Annotated in this window: 18 protein-coding genes; 12 read left to right on the forward strand and 6 right to left on the reverse strand. The window is 69.7% G+C overall.

The window, feature by feature from the left end; all coding sequences use genetic code 11:
• Nucleotides 1-32 precede the first annotated feature (32 nt).
• Complete coding sequence (locus BLT76_RS13055) at nucleotides 33-749, forward strand: HAD family hydrolase (RefSeq protein WP_257024364.1); 717 nt, start codon at nucleotides 33-35, stop codon at nucleotides 747-749.
• On the opposite strand, the gene BLT76_RS13060 is transcribed toward BLT76_RS13055, so the two are convergent.
• The 3 genes from BLT76_RS13060 to BLT76_RS13070 are packed head-to-tail and all read right to left on the reverse strand — an operon-like array spanning nucleotide 711 to nucleotide 2,599.
• On the reverse strand, nucleotides 711-1,250 hold the full coding sequence (locus BLT76_RS13060; RefSeq protein ID WP_090856440.1) for a hypothetical protein: 540 nt from the start codon (nucleotides 1,248-1,250) through the stop codon (nucleotides 711-713). The two genes, BLT76_RS13055 and BLT76_RS13060, sit on opposite strands and share 39 nt — an antisense overlap.
• A 12-nt stretch (nucleotides 1,251-1,262) precedes the next feature.
• On the reverse strand, nucleotides 1,263-2,174 hold the full coding sequence (locus tag BLT76_RS13065; protein WP_211752918.1) for an NAD-dependent epimerase/dehydratase family protein: 912 nt from the start codon (nucleotides 2,172-2,174) through the stop codon (nucleotides 1,263-1,265).
• A complete protein-coding gene (locus BLT76_RS13070; protein WP_090856443.1) occupies nucleotides 2,171-2,599 on the reverse strand; it encodes a MerR family transcriptional regulator in 429 nt (142 codons plus the stop codon). The genes BLT76_RS13065 and BLT76_RS13070 overlap by 4 nt, the downstream gene beginning before the upstream one ends.
• 67 nt (nucleotides 2,600-2,666) lie before the next feature.
• Between BLT76_RS13070 and BLT76_RS13075 the strand changes: the two genes are divergently transcribed.
• Nucleotides 2,667-2,921 (forward strand): hypothetical protein, encoded by a 255-nt coding sequence (locus BLT76_RS13075; protein ID WP_090856448.1) that lies wholly within the window; start codon nucleotides 2,667-2,669, stop codon nucleotides 2,919-2,921.
• On the opposite strand, the gene BLT76_RS13080 is transcribed toward BLT76_RS13075, so the two are convergent.
• A complete protein-coding gene (locus BLT76_RS13080) occupies nucleotides 2,912-3,778 on the reverse strand; it encodes a RecB family exonuclease (RefSeq protein WP_090856453.1) in 867 nt (288 codons plus the stop codon). The two genes, BLT76_RS13075 and BLT76_RS13080, sit on opposite strands and share 10 nt — an antisense overlap.
• A 61-nt stretch (nucleotides 3,779-3,839) precedes the next feature.
• On the opposite strand from BLT76_RS13080, the gene BLT76_RS13085 reads away from it, so the two are divergent.
• The 3 genes from BLT76_RS13085 to arc all read left to right on the forward strand — a co-directional run bounded on the left by BLT76_RS13085 (nucleotide 3,840) and on the right by arc (nucleotide 7,887).
• Nucleotides 3,840-4,970, forward strand: coding sequence for a site-2 protease family protein (locus BLT76_RS13085; RefSeq protein WP_244509389.1), 1,131 nt, complete (start codon nucleotides 3,840-3,842; stop codon nucleotides 4,968-4,970).
• An 11-nt stretch (nucleotides 4,971-4,981) separates the two neighbouring features.
• Nucleotides 4,982-5,932 carry a tRNA (adenine-N1)-methyltransferase gene (locus BLT76_RS13090; protein ID WP_090856456.1) on the forward strand — a complete coding sequence of 317 codons (951 nt, stop codon included), beginning with the start codon at nucleotides 4,982-4,984 and terminating at the stop codon, nucleotides 5,930-5,932.
• 191 nt (nucleotides 5,933-6,123) lie between these two features.
• A complete protein-coding gene (arc, locus tag BLT76_RS13095) occupies nucleotides 6,124-7,887 on the forward strand; it encodes a proteasome ATPase (RefSeq protein WP_090856459.1) in 1,764 nt (587 codons plus the stop codon).
• Between the two features lie 43 nt (nucleotides 7,888-7,930).
• On the opposite strand, the gene BLT76_RS13100 is transcribed toward arc, so the two are convergent.
• Nucleotides 7,931-8,410, reverse strand: a complete 480-nt coding sequence (locus BLT76_RS13100; protein ID WP_090856461.1) for an aminoacyl-tRNA deacylase — start codon at nucleotides 8,408-8,410, stop codon at nucleotides 7,931-7,933.
• 37 nt (nucleotides 8,411-8,447) lie between these two features.
• The gene (locus tag BLT76_RS13105; protein ID WP_090856464.1) at nucleotides 8,448-8,933 is read right to left on the reverse strand and encodes a hypothetical protein; all 486 of its coding nucleotides are present in this window, start codon (nucleotides 8,931-8,933) and stop codon (nucleotides 8,448-8,450) included.
• Nucleotides 8,934-8,995: 62 nt separating this feature from the next.
• Here BLT76_RS13105 and dop point away from each other — a divergent pair, with 62 nt between their 5' ends.
• The 7 genes from dop to BLT76_RS13140 all read left to right on the forward strand — a co-directional run bounded on the left by dop (nucleotide 8,996) and on the right by BLT76_RS13140 (nucleotide 16,257).
• On the forward strand, nucleotides 8,996-10,504 hold the full coding sequence (dop, locus tag BLT76_RS13110; protein ID WP_090856468.1) for a depupylase/deamidase Dop: 1,509 nt from the start codon (nucleotides 8,996-8,998) through the stop codon (nucleotides 10,502-10,504).
• Between the two features lie 17 nt (nucleotides 10,505-10,521).
• On the forward strand, nucleotides 10,522-10,719 hold the full coding sequence (locus BLT76_RS13115; RefSeq protein ID WP_090856471.1) for a ubiquitin-like protein Pup: 198 nt from the start codon (nucleotides 10,522-10,524) through the stop codon (nucleotides 10,717-10,719).
• Complete coding sequence (prcB, locus tag BLT76_RS13120; protein ID WP_090856474.1) at nucleotides 10,716-11,579, forward strand: proteasome subunit beta; 864 nt, start codon at nucleotides 10,716-10,718, stop codon at nucleotides 11,577-11,579. Before BLT76_RS13115 ends, prcB begins: the two co-directional genes overlap by 4 nt.
• Before the next feature lie 5 nt (nucleotides 11,580-11,584).
• Entirely contained in the window at nucleotides 11,585-12,475 is an 891-nt protein-coding gene (prcA, locus tag BLT76_RS13125; RefSeq protein ID WP_090856477.1) for a proteasome subunit alpha, read from the forward strand.
• A 198-nt stretch (nucleotides 12,476-12,673) separates the two neighbouring features.
• A complete protein-coding gene (locus tag BLT76_RS13130) occupies nucleotides 12,674-13,654 on the forward strand; it encodes a hypothetical protein (RefSeq protein ID WP_139175519.1) in 981 nt (326 codons plus the stop codon).
• A 123-nt stretch (nucleotides 13,655-13,777) separates the two neighbouring features.
• A complete protein-coding gene (gene pafA, locus BLT76_RS13135) occupies nucleotides 13,778-15,139 on the forward strand; it encodes a Pup--protein ligase (protein ID WP_090856484.1) in 1,362 nt (453 codons plus the stop codon).
• Between the two features lie 170 nt (nucleotides 15,140-15,309).
• The gene (locus tag BLT76_RS13140) at nucleotides 15,310-16,257 is read left to right on the forward strand and encodes an FKBP-type peptidyl-prolyl cis-trans isomerase (protein WP_211752919.1); all 948 of its coding nucleotides are present in this window, start codon (nucleotides 15,310-15,312) and stop codon (nucleotides 16,255-16,257) included.
• The last annotated feature ends 3 nt before the right edge of the window (nucleotides 16,258-16,260 follow it).

Below are 16,260 nucleotides of genomic sequence, written 5' to 3' on the forward strand. Positions count from 1 at the left end.
CGCCCGACGCCGCCGGGGCCGGGGAACGCCGTTTGGTCACAAACGGCAATCCCGACCGGCCCGGTTCTGCTGATTGGTCACAAACAGCAGAACCGGAGAACCTTCCGGCCGCGGTCCTCTGGGACATGGACGGCACCCTCGTCGACACCGAGCCGTACTGGATCGAGACCGAGTACGCCCTGGCGGCGGAGTACGGCGGTACCTGGTCCGAGGCACACGCGATGAACCTGGTGGGCAGCGACCTGCTGGAGTCCGGCCGCTACATCCGCGAGCACATGCCGCTGCCCCTGGAGCCGGAGGAGATCGTCGAGCGACTGCTCGACGGCGTGGTGGCGCGGGTGAGCGACGAGGTGCCGTGGCGCCCGGGCGCGCGCGAACTGCTGCTGACCCTGGGCGAGGCGGGCGTGCGCTGCGCGCTCGTGACGATGTCCTACGAGCGATTCGTGGCGCCGATCCTGGCCCAGCTGCCGCCCGAGACGTTCCGCGTGATCGTCACCGGCGACCAGGTCGAGTTCGGCAAGCCGCACCCCGAGCCCTACCTCACGGCCGCGGCGGCCCTCGGCGTACGTCCCGAGGACTGCGTCGCGATCGAGGACTCCAACACCGGCGCCAAGTCGGCCGAGGCGGCCGGCTGCACCGTCCTGGTTGTCGAGAACCACGTTCCGGTGCTCGACGGGCCGCGGCGGGTCTTCCGCGACTCGCTGGTGGGGCTAGCGGCTGCCGACCTGGGCCGGCTCCGGCTGCCCTGAGCGCCGCCCGACCAGCGTCGCGCCCACCGCGACGAGACCGGCCAGGAGCGCCACGACTCCGAGGGCCAGGGGTACGACGAACAGGTGGACCGGTCCCGGGAGCAGCGGCCGCTGCTCCACGTGCAGGGCACCTTCGTACGACGTCCGCTCGCACCGGACGCTCACCCGCCCGGGACTGGTGAAGGCCGTCTCGGCGACGTACGGCATGGATCCACCGGGGCGCTCCCACCCGTCCACGGGCCGCAGAGCGAGGTCGGCTCCCGATGCCGCATCCCGTACGCCGCAGTCCGGGCTGGCGTTCCCGGCCCACTCCCAGACCAGGACGGTCGCGCCGCGGGGGAGTTCGACCTCGTGCTCCCGACCGTCGAAGGCGACGGTCGAGCCGTCGGCCCAGTCGTCGTACCCGCCGATGGTGGTCAGGACGACGAGCAGCGCAGCGAGGACCGCTGCGACGAGGGACAGCACGAGCGTGCCGAACGAGTACCTGCGGAGCCGACGCACCCACGGATCGTCTCAGAGAGCCAGGCTGCGCGCGGTGTCCTCGATCGTGTCGGCGACCGGTCGCGGGTCGAAGCCCAGCACGGCGCGGGCCCGCGTGGTGTCCATGTCCGGGAGCACGGGGTCGGGGCCTTCGGCCTCCCGTGTCGGTACGGCGCTCGCCGCGTCCCCGAGCCGTGCCCGCAGCACGTGGGCGATCCCCAGCATCGTGATCGGCCCCGCCGTCAGCAGGAACCGCTGTCCGACGGCATCGGGTGCCGTCAGGGCCTGCACGTGGGCGGCGGCGACGTCGCGGACGTCGACGATGCCGAACCCGACCCTCGGTGCCTCGCGAAGCCGCCCGGCCAGCATCGCCTGCACGATCCCGGCCGACGTCCCGATGTCCGCGCCGAGGACGGGGCCGAAGATCCCGGTGGGGTTCAGCACGACGAGCGCCGGGCCGCCCTCGTCGACCAGGTCCCACGCGGCGCGCTCGGCGATGGCCTTGGACCGGACGTAGGGCTCCAGGTCCGGGGTCGGGTCGGTCCAGTCGGCCTCGGAGTAGCGGTGTCCGGCCCGTACCGGGTAGCCGATCGCCGCGAAGGACGACGTCAGCACCACCCGCTCGACGGCGGCCGAGCGGGCCGCCCGCAGGACGCGCAGCACACCGTCGCGGGCCGGCCCGATGACCTCGTCGGGATCGTGCGGCTGTACGGCGGGGAAGGGCGAGGCCACGTGCTGGACGAACCGGCATCCCGCCACCGCTGCGGTCCAGCCCTCGTCGCGGGTCAGATCGGCCTCGACCACCTCGACGCGAGGGTCGAGGCCGGTGGCCCGGGCGGCGCTGCGGACGGTCACGCGGACGTCGTACCCCTCCTGCAGGAGGGCCGCTGTCACGTGGCGTCCGAGGTAGCCGTTCCCGCCGGTGACCAGGATCAGGGCGCTCACAGCCGGTCCGCCAGGTCGACCAGCTGCTCCACGGCGCGGGCCTCGGCGGCGGCGTCTCCGGTCTCCCGTGCCGACCAGAGCGCCACCTTCTGCTGCAGGTAGGACCGGCGTACCTCCAGTGCGGCGATCTCCTCGGTCACCCGGTCGACGTGCTGCGCGAAGAGCGCCCGCTGGTCGGCGGCCGCCGCGTCGCCACGGGCCATATGCTCCCGGTAGCGGCGCATGTCCTCGATCCCCATGCCGGTCGCCCGCAGGCAGGCCAGCGCCTCCGCGGCCTGGACGGTGGCGTCGTCGTACTGCCGGTGGCCGCTGGTGGAGCCGCGCGGGACCGCGTCGAGCAGGCCGACCTCCTCGTAGTAGCGCAACGTCGGCACCGAGAGCCCGGTACGACGGGCCGTCTGCTGGATCGTGAGGATCTCGCTCATGGCGACCAGTCTGCGGAACCTCCAGCGCCTGAGGTCAAGGCGCCGGGATCCGGGGAAGGGTGGGCCCATGAGCACCTACGAGTCGGTCCCGAGCACCCCGCCGCAGCCCGCCTGCCCGGCCTGCGGGGCCGAGACGTTCCACCCCGGGTTCGTCGAGGACGCCGGTCAGGCGTCGCAGGGCTACGCCCGCTGGATCCCGGGTCCGCTGGAGCGCGGCATCTTCGGTGGCGCACGAGTGATGGGCAAGCAGCGGTTCATGATCGAGGCGGACCGCTGCGAGCGGTGCGGCTACCTGATGCTCTTCGCCCGCACTCAGGTCTGAGCCTGCTCCTCCGGGCGTGGGAGCGGCGGGGGCGTGCCCCCGAACTCGGGGCAGATCGCCTGGTGGGCGCACCACCCGCACAGCCGGCTGCGGTGCGGCAGCCACTCGCCGGTCTCCTGGGCGGTGCGGATGGCCCGCCAGATCGCCTCGACCTTGCGCTCGGTCGCGAGGAGGTCCTGCTCGTCGGGGACGTAGCGGATGATCTCGCCGTCACCGAGGTAGAGCAGCTGCAGCATCGCGGGCACCACCCCGCGGGTGCGCCACACGACGAGCGCGTAGAACCGCATCTGGAACAGCGCCTTGGCCTCGAAGCCCGGCCCCGGGGCCCGACCCGTCTTGTAGTCGACCAGGCGGACGGCGCCGTCGGGCGCGACGTCGATCCGGTCGACGAACCCGCGCAGCAACAGCTTCGAGTCGAGCACGCTCTCGACGTAGACCTCGCGCTCCGCCGGCTCGAGCCGCTGGGGGTCCTCCAGGGTGAAGTAGCGCTCCAGGACGGTCCGGCACGACGTCAGCCAACTCGTCACGTCGGCGCCCTCGTCGCCGAACATCGAGGCGATGTCTGGCTCGGCCTCGACGATCCGCTCCCAGGTCGGCACCAGCATCTCGCCGGCCGCCTCCGGCGTACGGCGCTCCGCAGGCAGGTCGAAGAGGTCCTCGAGGACCTGGTGGACGAGGGTGCCGCGGACGGCGTCGACCGAGTACGGCTCGGGCAGCCGGTCGACCGTGCGGAAGCGGTAGAGCAGCGGGCAGGTGAGGAAGTCCCCGGCCCGGCTGGGCGAGAGCGCGCCCAGGACGTCGACGCCGTCCACTGGCGTCGAGACCCGCTCGGCCGGGGACTCCTGCTCCACGCTCATCTGCGGAACCCTAGGCGACACCATGGACAGTCCCGGGCCGCCGGTCGGATAGCCTCATCAGGTGTCGGACCAGCAGCCGCGCCCGCCCGGGACGTTCAAGATCGGGACCATCGCCGGCAGCGACGTCCTGGTCACCTCGTCCTGGTTCCTGGTCGCCGGGCTGATCGCCTTCATCATGGCGCCGCGGGTCGAGCAGGTCTCCCCGGGCCTGGGCGCCGGCAAGTACGTCGCCGGCTTCGCCTTCGCGGTGATCCTCTACCTCTCGGTCCTGCTGCACGAGGCCTCGCACGCCGTGGTCGCCCGCCGGCTGGGCTTCCCGGTCACCTCCATCACGCTGCACTTCCTCGGCGGCATGACCGCCGTCGAGGGGGAGTCGCGGGCCCCGCGCCAGGAGTTCTGGATCGCGGTGGTGGGCCCGCTGACCTCGCTCGCCGTCGGCGGCGCCGCTTTCCTCGCCCTCTTCACCGAGCCGGAGGGCCTCATCCTCCTCGGCCTGCAGGGCCTCGCCGGTGCCAACCTCCTGGTGGGCGTGCTCAACCTGGTGCCCGGCCTGCCCCTCGACGGCGGTCGGGTCCTCAAGGCGGTCGTCTGGGGCGCCACCGGCGACCAGCACCGCGGCACGCTCGTCGCGGGTTGGGGCGGCCGGGTCACTGCCGTCGCGGCCCTGGCCTACCCCCTGCTGCAGGAGCCGCTGTTCGGCGTCGCTCCCGACCTCCTCGACTTCGCTCTCGCCCTGATCGTCGCCATGTTCCTGTGGTCCGGCGCCACCGCGGCGATCACCAGCGCCAAGGTCCGCCGCCGCCTTCCGGCGCTGGTGGCCCGCGACCTCGCCCGCCGTACTCTCGCCGTACCGGCCGACCTCCCGCTCGCCGAGGCCGTACGGCGCGCGCAGGATGCCCAGGCCGGCGGGATCGTGACGGTCACCGCCACCGGGGAGGCCGTCGGCCTGGTCAACGAGGCCGCCCTGCTCGCCACGCCCGAGGACCGGCGGCCGTGGATCCCCGTGTCGTCGGTCGCCAGGACCCTGGACCCCGGCCTGCGCCTGCCCGTCGGGATCGGCGGCGAGGCACTGGTGACGGCCATCAACCGGACCCCCGCCGCCGAGTACCTCCTGGTCGAGGACGACGGCAGCGTGTACGGCGTCCTCGCGACCTCCGACGTCGATCGGGCGTTCCGCGAGGCGGCGCACTAGTCTTCTCCGTCGTGTCCGAGCCTGCTGATCCCGACGTTTCCCCCGACGCCTGGTCGGGCGTCCACCGCGGCCCCCTCCGGGTCGGTGAGTGGGTGCGCCTGGTCGACCAGAAGGGACGGCGCCACAACTTCGAGCTCGTCCCGGGCAAGCGGTTCTTCTCGAACCGCGGCCACCTCGAGCACGACGACATCATCGGCCGCGAGGAGGGCTTCACCCTGGTCTCGTCGGCCGGCGGCGAGTACCTCATCTTCCGGCCGCTACTGTCCGAGTTCGTGGTCTCGATGCCTCGTGGCGCGGCCGTGGTCTACCCCAAGGACGCGGCCCAGATCGTGGCGATGGCCGACATCTTCCCCGGCGCCCACGTGGTCGAGGCCGGCGTCGGGTCCGGTGCGCTGACCTGCTCGCTGCTGCGCGCGGTCGGCCCGTTCGGTCGCGTGTCGTCGTACGAGCGTCGCGAGGAGTTCGCCGACGTCGCCCGCAAGAACGTCACCCAGTTCTTCGGCGGCGACCACCCGGCCTGGGACCTCACCCTCGGCGACCTGGCCGAGGCGCTGCCCGCCTCGGGGGAGCGGGTCGACCGGATCATCCTCGACATGCTCGCCCCCTGGGAATGCCTCGACGCCGCCGCCGACGCGCTGCGCCCCGGGGGCATCGTGTGCGCCTACGTCGCCACCACGACCCAGCTCTCGCGCTTCGTCGAGACCGTGCGCCTGCACGGAGGATTCACCGAACCCCAGCCGTGGGAGTCGCTCGTGCGCGACTGGCACGTCGAGGGGCTCGCAGTCCGGCCCGGGCACAAGATGATCGGCCACACCGCCTTCCTCGTCACCGCCCGCCGGATGGCGCCCGGCCAGCGACCGCCGCTGAAGAAGCGGCGGCCGGCCCCTGGTGCCTACGGTCCCGACTACACCGGCCCGAAGCCGCCCGGTGTGCCCGAGGACGAGCCGACCGCCGAGGGCTGAGGCCGCCTCTGGTCCGGTCCTGCTGTTTGTGACCAATCAGCATTCCCGGGTCCGTCGGTCGTGCCGATTGTGACCAATCAGCACGACCGGCCGATCCGAGCCGGTGCCAAATCGTGACCTACACCGCGGACAGTCCCCTTCCGTTGTCCCCGCCCGCAGGTAGGGTCGCAGGACACAGGAGGTGCGCTGACATGACTGCAGACGGCCCGTTCGGGACAGAGTCCAACTCCGGTGGCGCGAGCGCTGAGGAGCTCCTCAACCAGGTGCGGTTCCTGGAGGCCGAGGTAGGCGATCTTCGCCGTCGGCTCTCCGACGGCCCCGGCGGATCACGCGGCCTCGAGCTCCGCCTGGCGGACGCGCAACGGTCCCTCGCGGCGGTGACGAGCCAGAACGAACGCCTCGCCCAGACACTGCGCGAGGCCCGCGACCAGATCATGAAGCTGAAGGAGGAGGTCGACCGCCTGGCGCAGCCGCCGGCGGGCTTCGGCACCTTCCTGCAGCGCAACGAGGACGACTCGGTCGACGTGTTCACCGGGGGGCGCAAGCTCCGGGTCAACGTCAGCCCCAGCGTCGAGCTCGACACCCTGCGCCGGGGGCAGGAGGTGATGCTCAACGAGGCGCTCAACGTCGTCGCCGCCCTCGACTACGAGGAGGTCGGCGAGGTGGTGATGTTCAAGGAGCTGCTCGCCGACGGCGAGCGTGCCCTGGTCATCGCGAACGCCGACGAGGAGCGCGTCGTACGCCTCGCGGAGCCGCTGCGCACCGATACCATCCGGGCGGGCGACTCGCTGCTGCTCGACTCGCGGGCCGGCTACGTCTACGAGAAGGTGCCGAAGTCGGAGGTCGAGGAGCTGGTCCTCGAGGAGGTTCCCGACATCGCCTACGAGTCGATCGGCGGTCTGCGCGGCCAGATCGAGCAGATCCAGGACGCGGTCGAGCTTCCCTACCTGCACCCCGAGCTGTTCAAGGAGCACGAGCTGAAGCCGCCGAAGGGCGTTCTGCTCTACGGTCCTCCCGGCTGCGGCAAGACCCTGATCGCCAAGGCCGTCGCGAACAGCCTGGCCAAGAAGGTCGCGGCCAAGACCGGCCAGGAGGGGAAGTCGTACTTCCTCAATATCAAGGGCCCCGAGCTGCTCAACAAGTACGTCGGCGAGACCGAGCGGCACATCCGTCTGGTCTTCCAGCGGGCGCGTGAGAAGGCGAGCAGCGGCACCCCCGTGATCGTGTTCTTCGACGAGATGGACTCCCTGTTCCGCACGCGCGGCTCCGGGGTCTCCTCGGACGTCGAGAACACCATCGTCCCCCAGCTGCTCAGCGAGATCGACGGCGTCGAGCTGCTGGAGAACGTGCTGGTCATCGGCGCTTCCAACCGTGAGGACATGATCGATCCCGCGATCCTGCGGCCCGGCCGCCTCGACGTGAAGATCAAAATCGAGCGCCCCGACGCGGAGTCGGCACGCGACATCTTCAGCAAGTACCTCACGACCTCGCTGCCGCTTCACACCGACGACCTCGCCGAGTTCGGTCACGACCGAGACGCCACAGTCGCGGGGATGATCCGCGCCACGGTCGAGCGGATGTACACCGAGACCGAGGAGAACCGCTTCCTCGAGGTCACCTACGCCAACGGTGACAAGGAGGTCCTCTACTTCAAGGACTTCAACTCCGGCGCGATGATCCAGAACATCGTCGACCGGGCCAAGAAGATGGCCATCAAGGACTTCCTCGACCACGACCAGCGCGGCCTGAGGGTCGCCCACCTGCTGCAGGCGTGCGTCGACGAGTTCAAGGAGAACGAGGACCTCCCGAACACCACCAACCCGGACGACTGGGCCCGCATCTCCGGCAAGAAGGGCGAGCGGATCGTGTTCATCCGCACGCTCATCACCGGCAAGCAGGGCACCGAGCCGGGCCGGTCGATCGACACGGTCGCCAACACGGGTCAGTACCTCTAGCCCGACGACCGACCCGACGTCGTACGACGGAGCCCACCACCGATCAGGTGGCGGGCTCCGTCACGTCCGCGACCGTGGCGTCCAGCACCGCGAGCAGCTCAGCGGCATCGACGTTGAGCCCGACCCCGTGCGCGCCGGCGCCGATCGAGACCGGGCCGGCGATCGAGGCGTCGGCGATGACCGGCAGCGCCGCCCGGCTTCCCAGCGGCGTGATCGTCCCGCGCACGTAGCCGGTCACCTCGTGCGCCGCCTCCGCGCTGGGCATCGACAGGCGGTTGACGCCCAGCAGGGCCCGCAGCTTGGGCCAGGCGATCTCGCGGTCCCCGGGGACCAGGACGAACCGGTGGTCGCCGTCGGCCACCCGCACGACCATGGTCTTCAGGAGCTGGTGCGGAGAGATCCCGCGAGCCGCGGCTGCCTCCTCCAGGGACCGGACCGCGCCGTGTGCGGTGACCTCGTAGGTCAATCCGAGCGCGTCCGCCGCGGTGGTGGCCGGTGCTGATTGTGACCAATCGGCATTCACGGGGCGGCCGACCGTGACGTTTGTGACCAATCAGCATTCACGTAGTCAGCCTAGGCGAGGCGAACCGCCGCCGGATCCGGAATCCGAGCACGACCAGGCCGAGCCCGACCAGCACCCCACCGCCGATCCGGAACCACCACACGGACGCCGACTGCCGATCCTGGCTGGCGAGCCACTCGTCGGTGTTGTTGTGGACGTCGCCGGGCCGCGAGGCGTCGTAGAGGAGGGCAAGGGTGTCAGGGACGGCGTCCTCGTCGCACTGGTCGTACTCGCGGTGCGTGTAGTCCTCGCCGGCGACCCGGTAGGCGTAGACACCGCACACCACGGTGTACGTCGACCGGTTCCGTCGGCCCCCGCGGGTCCGCTCCCGCTCGAAGGTGTCGACCAGCGCTCCGGTGGTCTCGACGCCGCCAGAGTCCCGCAGAGCGCGCACCTCGGCGGCTTGCTCGTCGTACCCGATCGACGCCGTGAGCTCCGATGCTCCCAGCAGCAGCGCGCCCAGGACCATCAGCTTCAGCCACATGGCGGCGGTCCTACCCGCGGGACCCCTCGGCCAACCTGTCGCGGGCACGTAGTCTCACCATCATGAGTGTGCGCCGCGTCATGGGGACGGAGGTCGAGTACGGCATCACCGTGCAGGGCCAGCCGCTGGCGAACCCGATGGTGGCCTCGTCGCAGGTCGTGAACGCCTACGCGTCCGCGACCGTCCGGGCCCGCCGCGCCCGGTGGGACTTCGAGGAGGAGTCGCCGCTGCGCGACGCCCGCGGTTTCGACATGGCCCGGCAGGTCGCCGATCCGAGCCAGCTCACCGACGAGGACCTCGGCCTGGCCAACGTCATCCTCACCAACGGCGCCCGCCTGTACGTCGACCACGCGCACCCGGAGTACTCCACGCCCGAGGTGACCACGCCCCTCGACATCGTCCGATGGGACAAGGCGGGGGAGCAGGTCATGCTCGACGCCCAGCGCCGGGCCGCCCAGCTGCCCGGGGGCGCGCCGATCCTGATGTACAAGAACAACACCGACAACAAGGGCGCGTCCTACGGCTCCCACGAGAACTACCTGATGCGCCGCTCGACGCCGTTCGCCGAGATCGTCAGGCACCTGACGCCCTTCTTCGTCTCCCGCCAGGTCGTGACGGGGTCGGGCCGGGTCGGCATCGGTCAGGACGGCCGTGCGCACGGGTTCCAGCTCAGTCAGCGGGCCGACTACTTCGAGGTCGAGGTCGGTCTGGAGACGACGCTCAAGCGCCCGATCATCAACACTCGCGACGAGCCGCACGCGGACCCCGAGAAGTACCGCCGGCTGCACGTCATCATCGGCGACGCCAACCTCGCCGAGGTGTCGACGTACCTGAAGGTCGGCACCACCTCCCTCGTGCTCGCAATGATCGAGGACCGGTTCATCTCGGTCGACCTGTCCGTCGACGGTCCGGTCTCGGCGCTGCGGGCGGTCTCGCACGACCCGACCCTGCGCGAGACCGTGACGCTCCAGGACGGTCGGAAGCTGACCGCCGTCCAGCTGCAGCTCGAATACCTCGACCTGGCCAAGAAGTACGTCGAGGACCGGTACGGCGCCGACGCCGACGCGCAGACCGTCGACGTCCTGACCCGCTGGGAGTCGGTCCTGGACAGGTTGGAGCGCGACCCGATGTCGCTGGCCCGCGAGCTGGACTGGGTCGCGAAGCTGAACCTGCTCCAGCAGTACCGCGACCGCGACGGGCTCGACTGGGACGACGCGAAGCTGCAGATGATCGACGTTCAGTACTCCGACATCCGCCCCGAGAAGGGCCTCTACAACAAGCTCGTGGCCAGCGGCCGGATCGAGCGACTTCTCGACGATGCCTCCGTCACCGCGGCGATGCACGACCCGCCCACCGACACCCGGGCGTACTTCCGCGGCCGGTGCCTGGAGAAGTACGCCGAGCACGTCGCCGCCGCTTCGTGGGACTCGGTGATCTTCGACCTGCCCGGTCGCGAGTCCCTGCAGCGGGTGCCCACCATCGACCCGCTGCGCGGCAGCAAGGCGCACGTCGGCGAGCTCCTCGACCGCAGTGAGACGGCCGAGGAGTTGTTCACCGCTCTCACCCGCTGAGTGGATAGGGTCGAGTCATGGCACAGGAGCAGAAGCAACCGCGCAAGAACTCCGAGACCGAGGAGGTCGTGGAGACGGCCCCCGAGACCGACGTGGCCGAGCGCAAGGAGGCGCTCGACAACGACGTCGACGACCTGCTCGACGAGATCGACGACGTCCTCGAGACCAACGCCGAGGACTTCGTGAAGTCGTTCATCCAGAAGGGCGGCCAGTGACGGATCCGCGCCTGCCCGCCGCCTACCTGCGGCCGGGCGTCTCGTCCTTCGCCGACTTCGTCTCCGACCAGGCCCCCGACCTGCTCCCGGGCCGGCGCGCGGTGCCGCAGGGCAACGCCGGCGACCTCGCCCCGCACGGCACGACCATCGTCGCGGCGACCTTCGCGGGCGGCGTCGTACTCGCCGGGGACCGGCGGGCCACGATGGGCAACATCATCGCCCAGCGCGACATCGAGAAGGTGTTCCCGGCCGACGAGTTCTCCGCCGTCGGCATCGCCGGCACCGCCGGTCTGGCGATCGAGATGGTCCGCCTGTTCCAGACCGAGCTCGAACACTACGAGAAGATCGAGGGCACCACGCTCTCCTTCGACGGCAAGGCCAACCGGCTCGCCGCGCTGATCCGCGGCAATCTCGGGATGGCCATGCAGGGGCTGGCCGTCGTCCCCCTGTTCGTCGGTTACGACCTGAAGGCTGGTCACGGGCGGATCTTCAGCTACGACGTGACCGGCGGGCGCTACGAGGAATACGGCTTCCACTCCGTCGGCTCCGGTTCGCTGTTCGCACGCGGTGCGCTGAAGAAGCTCTACCGCGAGGACCTCTCCGAGGCTGACTGTGTGATGACGGTCGTCCAGGCCCTGTACGACGCCGCCGACGACGACTCCGCCACCGGAGGGCCCGACGTGGCCCGACGGATCTTCCCGGTGGTGCAGGTCATCACCGCCGAGGGTGGCCACCGACTTCCCGACGCCGAGGTCGCGGACGTCGCCGACCGGATGATCGCGGCGCGGATGTCCGCACCCAACGGCCCGCGGGCCGAGCTCCCCGGTGTCTCGACAAGCTCGACAACCGAAAGGCCCTAGTCCGGATGAGCATGCCGTTCTACGTCTCGCCCGAGCAGCTGATGAAGGACCGGGCCGACTTCGCCCGCAAGGGCATCGCGCGCGGTCGTTCGGTCGTTGCCGTCCAGTACGCCGACGGCATCCTGTTCGCCTCCGAGAACCCGTCGCAGGCGCTGCACAAGGTCTCCGAGATCTACGACCGGATCGCCTTCGCCGCGGTCGGCCGCTACAACGAGTTCGAGAACCTGCGGATCGCCGGCGTACGCCTCGCCGACATGCGCGGCTACGCCTACGACCGCCGCGACGTCACCGGCCGCGGGCTCGCCAACGCCTACGCCCAGACGCTCGGCACGATCTTCTCCAGCGGCGGTGAGAAGCCCTACGAGGTCGAGATCTTCGTCGGCGAAATCGGTGACGCCCCGGAGGAGGACCAGATCTTCCGCCTGACGTACGACGGCCAGGTCGCCGACGTGCACCAGTACGCCGTGATGGGCGGCGCCGCGGACTCCGTGTCGGCCTACCTGAAGGAGCGGTACGCCGCCGGCGCCTCCTTGGAGGGTGCCCTGCGGCTCGCCGTCGGCGCGCTCGGCCACACCGACGCCGAGGACCGGGTGATCCCTGTCCGCGACCTCGAGGTCGCCGTGCTCGACCGGACCCGCACCCGGCCTCGCAAGTTCCTGCGCCTGATGCCCAGCCGCCTGGAGACCCTCCTCGGCGGTCGGGGACCCGAGGTCGCCTCGCCCCCCGCTCCGGGCGACACCGACCCCGGCGCCGCCTCCTCGGGCGTCCGCGTCGACAACCCCGCCGACCCCACCGACCAGACCAGCGGTCACATCGCACCGCTGGAGGACCCCGTCACGGGTGAGCCGCCTGTCGCTCCGCCGGACGCCGGCTCGGACGGTGGGCGCCCGCTCTGAGCGGGTGAGCCGCCGATGCTGATTGGTCACAATCGTCAACACCTTGTGAGCACGAGGTGATGATTGTGACCAATCAGCGCATCGGCCAGCAGCGCGGCTGGCCACAAAGGTTCCACAAGCAAGCGTCCGGCACACATCTCCACAGGCGAGCTCGAGTGCGCTGCCACGATGTCGGAGTCGTTGCGGACGCTGGCTCACATGTCAGAGGCCACCAAGGCGTTCGAACCCCGCGACGGCGAGACGCCGATCCGCGGGAACGTGCGTGCCCGCGGCCACGACCGGGTCTCGCACGGCCTGTTCCTGCCTGACTCGGAGGACGACGACCCGGTCCACCGTTGGCACCGGGAGCTGCATGCCTGGCTGCAGGTCCTGCCGGAGTCTGCCGTCTTCACACACCTGACGGCGGTCAGGCTGTACGGATGGGATCAACCAAAGCTGCCGGAGCAGATTCCTGTCTGGGTTGCGGTCAACGTCCATGATCGACGGCCACGACGCGAGGGCCTGATCTGCTCGCGACTCACCCGCGAACCTGGCAAAAACGTGCGGCAAGGCTTCCCAGTGGAGGACCCGGAGGAGGTCCTACTCCGGGTCGCACGCGACCTGGGCGTGCTCGATCTGGTCATCCTGATCGACTCGGCCCTCCGGAAGGACGACGTCGATCTCAGGCGACTCGCGGTCATCCTGAAGTCCGGGCGTCCCGGGGTGCGGGTCCTCGCAGCCGCCTACGAGCTGTCGCACGCCAAGCGCGAATCCGCAATGGAGAGTGTTCTCGGGGTCTTCCACGCGGCCATGGACATCCCGGTCGAACCACAAGTCGAACTCTTCGACGACAGCGGGAACTTGATAGGACGCGGTGACTTCCTCGTCACGGGGACCAATTACGTCCATGAGTACGACGGGGGAGTGCACCGCGATAAGAAGGAGCACCGCAAGGATCTGCGCCGAGAGCGCGGGTGGAGCGACACGCCGTACCGACGCAAGGGATTCAGCCTGGATGACCTGCTCAACCACCCCGTAGTCGTGATGCACGAGATGGACCGTGCTCTCGGCCGGCACCACGTCGAGTCCCGTATCAGGCGCTGGCGCACCCTCGTGCGAGAGTCGCTGTACGACGAGGTGGGCCGCAGACGGATCGTCAATCGATGGCGTCGCGCGATGGGCGTTGTCCAGTGGGTCTGACCTGAAGATCAAGCGAGTCTGCCCGCGGTGCTGATTGTGACCAATCAGCACCGATCAAGCGCACTCGGCAACCCGAGACGGTTTCGCCGCCCGAACCGACCACCTGCGCCGTAGTGTGCACTTATGGACCGTCGGATCTTCGGGATCGAGAACGAGTACGGCGTCACGTGCACGTTCAAGGGCCAGCGCCGCCTGAGTCCTGACGAGGTCGCCCGGTATCTCTTCCGCAAGGTGGTCAGCTGGGGGCGCAGCAGCAACGTGTTCCTACGCAACGGCGCGCGGCTCTACCTCGACGTCGGCAGCCACCCCGAGTACGCGACGCCTGAGTGCGACGACATCACTGAGCTCGTCACCCACGACAAGGCGGGTGAGCGGGTTCTGGAGGGGCTCCTGCTTGACGCCGAGCAACGTCTGCACGACGAGGGCATCGCGGGTGAGATCTACCTGTTCAAGAACAACACCGACTCGGCCGGCAACTCGTACGGGTGCCACGAGAACTATCTGGTTGGACGGGCCGGCGAGTTCAGCCGCCTCGCTGACATCCTGATCCCGTTCCTCGTGACCCGTCAGATCATCGTGGGCGCCGGCAAGATCACGCAGACCCCGCGTGGTGCGTCGTACTCGGTCTCTCAGCGCGCCGAGCACATCTGGGAGGGCGTCAGCAGCGCGACCACGCGCAGCCGGCCGATCATCAACACCCGCGACGAGCCGCATGCGGACGCAGAGAAGTACCGCCGTCTGCACGTCATCGTCGGCGACTCGAACATGAGTGAGACGACGACGATGCTGAAGGTCGCGAGCTGCGACCTGGTCCTGCGGATGATCGAGGAGGGCGTGGTCATGCGCGACCTCACGATGGAGAACCCGATCCGGGCGATCCGCGAGATCTCGCACGACGTGACGGGTCGCCGCAAGGTGCGCCTCGCCAACGGTCGCGAGGCGAGCACGCTCGACATCCAGCAGGAGTACCTCTCGAAGGCACGCGACTTCGTCGACCGCCGCGGAATCAGCACTCCCACCATCGAGGCGGCACTGGATCTCTGGGAGCGCGGGCTGAAGGCCGTCGAGTCCGATGATCTCGGGCTGGTGGACACCGAGATCGACTGGGTCATCAAGTGGAAGCTGATCGAGGCGTACCGGGCGAAGCATGGATTGCCTCTCGGACATGCCCGGATCGCGCAGCTCGACCTCGCCTACCACGACATCCACCGAGGCCGGGGCCTCTACTACCTGCTCGAGAAGCGCGGCCGGGTCGCCCGCGTGACCACCGACCTCAAGATCTTCGAGGCCAAGTCGGTGCCCCCCCAGACCACCCGCGCGCGCCTTCGCGGTGAGTTCATCCGCAAGGCCCAGGAACGCCGCCGTGACTTCACCGTCGACTGGGTCCACCTGAAGCTTAACGACCAGGCTCAGCGCACCGTGCTCTGCAAGGACCCGTTCCGAGCCCATGACGAGCGGGTCCAGCGGCTCATCGATGGGATGTGAGTCAGTCCGCGCCGTTTGTGACCAATCAGCGTCGCAAAGGTCGTCGACTTTGCCGTTTGTGACCAATCAGCACCGACCGGTGACCACCTGGGGATGCACTGAGCAACTTCTCAGGCAGGCCCGTTAAGGTTTGGCGCGCAACGTCACGCTCACGCCCGAAGGTTGGACTCGTGCTCTCTCGCCTGCATCGGCCACTGGCCGCCCTGCTCCCCGTGCTCTTCCTCGGTCTTGCCGCTTGCGGCAGCGACGACGGAGTGCGCCCCACCGACATCGAGGGCCCCTCGGGCTTCGACGCGGTCGAGATCTCGGGAGAGCAGGGTGTGGTGCCCGAGGTGACCTGGAAGGGTCAGATGGAGGCCGACAAGCTGGAGGTCGAGACCCTCGTCAAGGGGGAGGGTGAGCCGGTTGCCGAGGGCGACTCGGTGTCGACGAACCTGTGGGTCGGCAACGGCTTCAGCAAGGCTGAGGTCTACACGACGTACGGCGACGAGGGCGGCGGCGCGCAGGAGATCACGGTCGCGAAGGACCAGGTGGCGCCGATCTTCCTGAAGGCGCTCGAGGGCCAGACCAAGGGCTCGCGGGTCGCGGTGGTCGGTTCGGCCGAGAAGGCGTTCGGGCCGGAGGGCCAGGTCGCGCTCGGCATTGGAGACGGTGACACGGTCCTGCTGATCGCCGACCTGATGCCCGACCCGGAGCCGGTGAAGCCGAAGCGGGTCAAGCAGTCGGAGCTGCCGTCGGTCGTGGAGAAGGATGGCAAGGTCACCCGCCTGCGGTTCGGTGACCTGAAGAAGCCGGCCGCCGACGGCGAGCTGCTCCGTGCGATCGTCAAGCAGGGTGACGGCGCGGTCGTCACCGAGGACATGACGGTCACGGCCAACTACCTCGGCCAGGTCTACGGCGCCAAGAAGCCCTTCGATGAGAGCTACTCGAAGGAGCCGGTGCCGTTCTCCCTGCAGCAGGTCGTCAAGGGGTGGACCTACGGCCTGTCGGGTCTGAAGGTCGGGACCCGGGTGCTGCTGCAGATCCCGCCGGACCTCGGGTACGGCGCGCAGGAGCAGGAGAACATCCCGGCGAACAGCACCCTCTACTTCGTCGTCGACATCATCTCGGCCGAGTGACCT

The organism is Nocardioides lianchengensis, assembly GCF_900101465.1.
GTDB lineage: Bacteria > Actinomycetota > Actinomycetes > Propionibacteriales > Nocardioidaceae > Nocardioides > Nocardioides lianchengensis.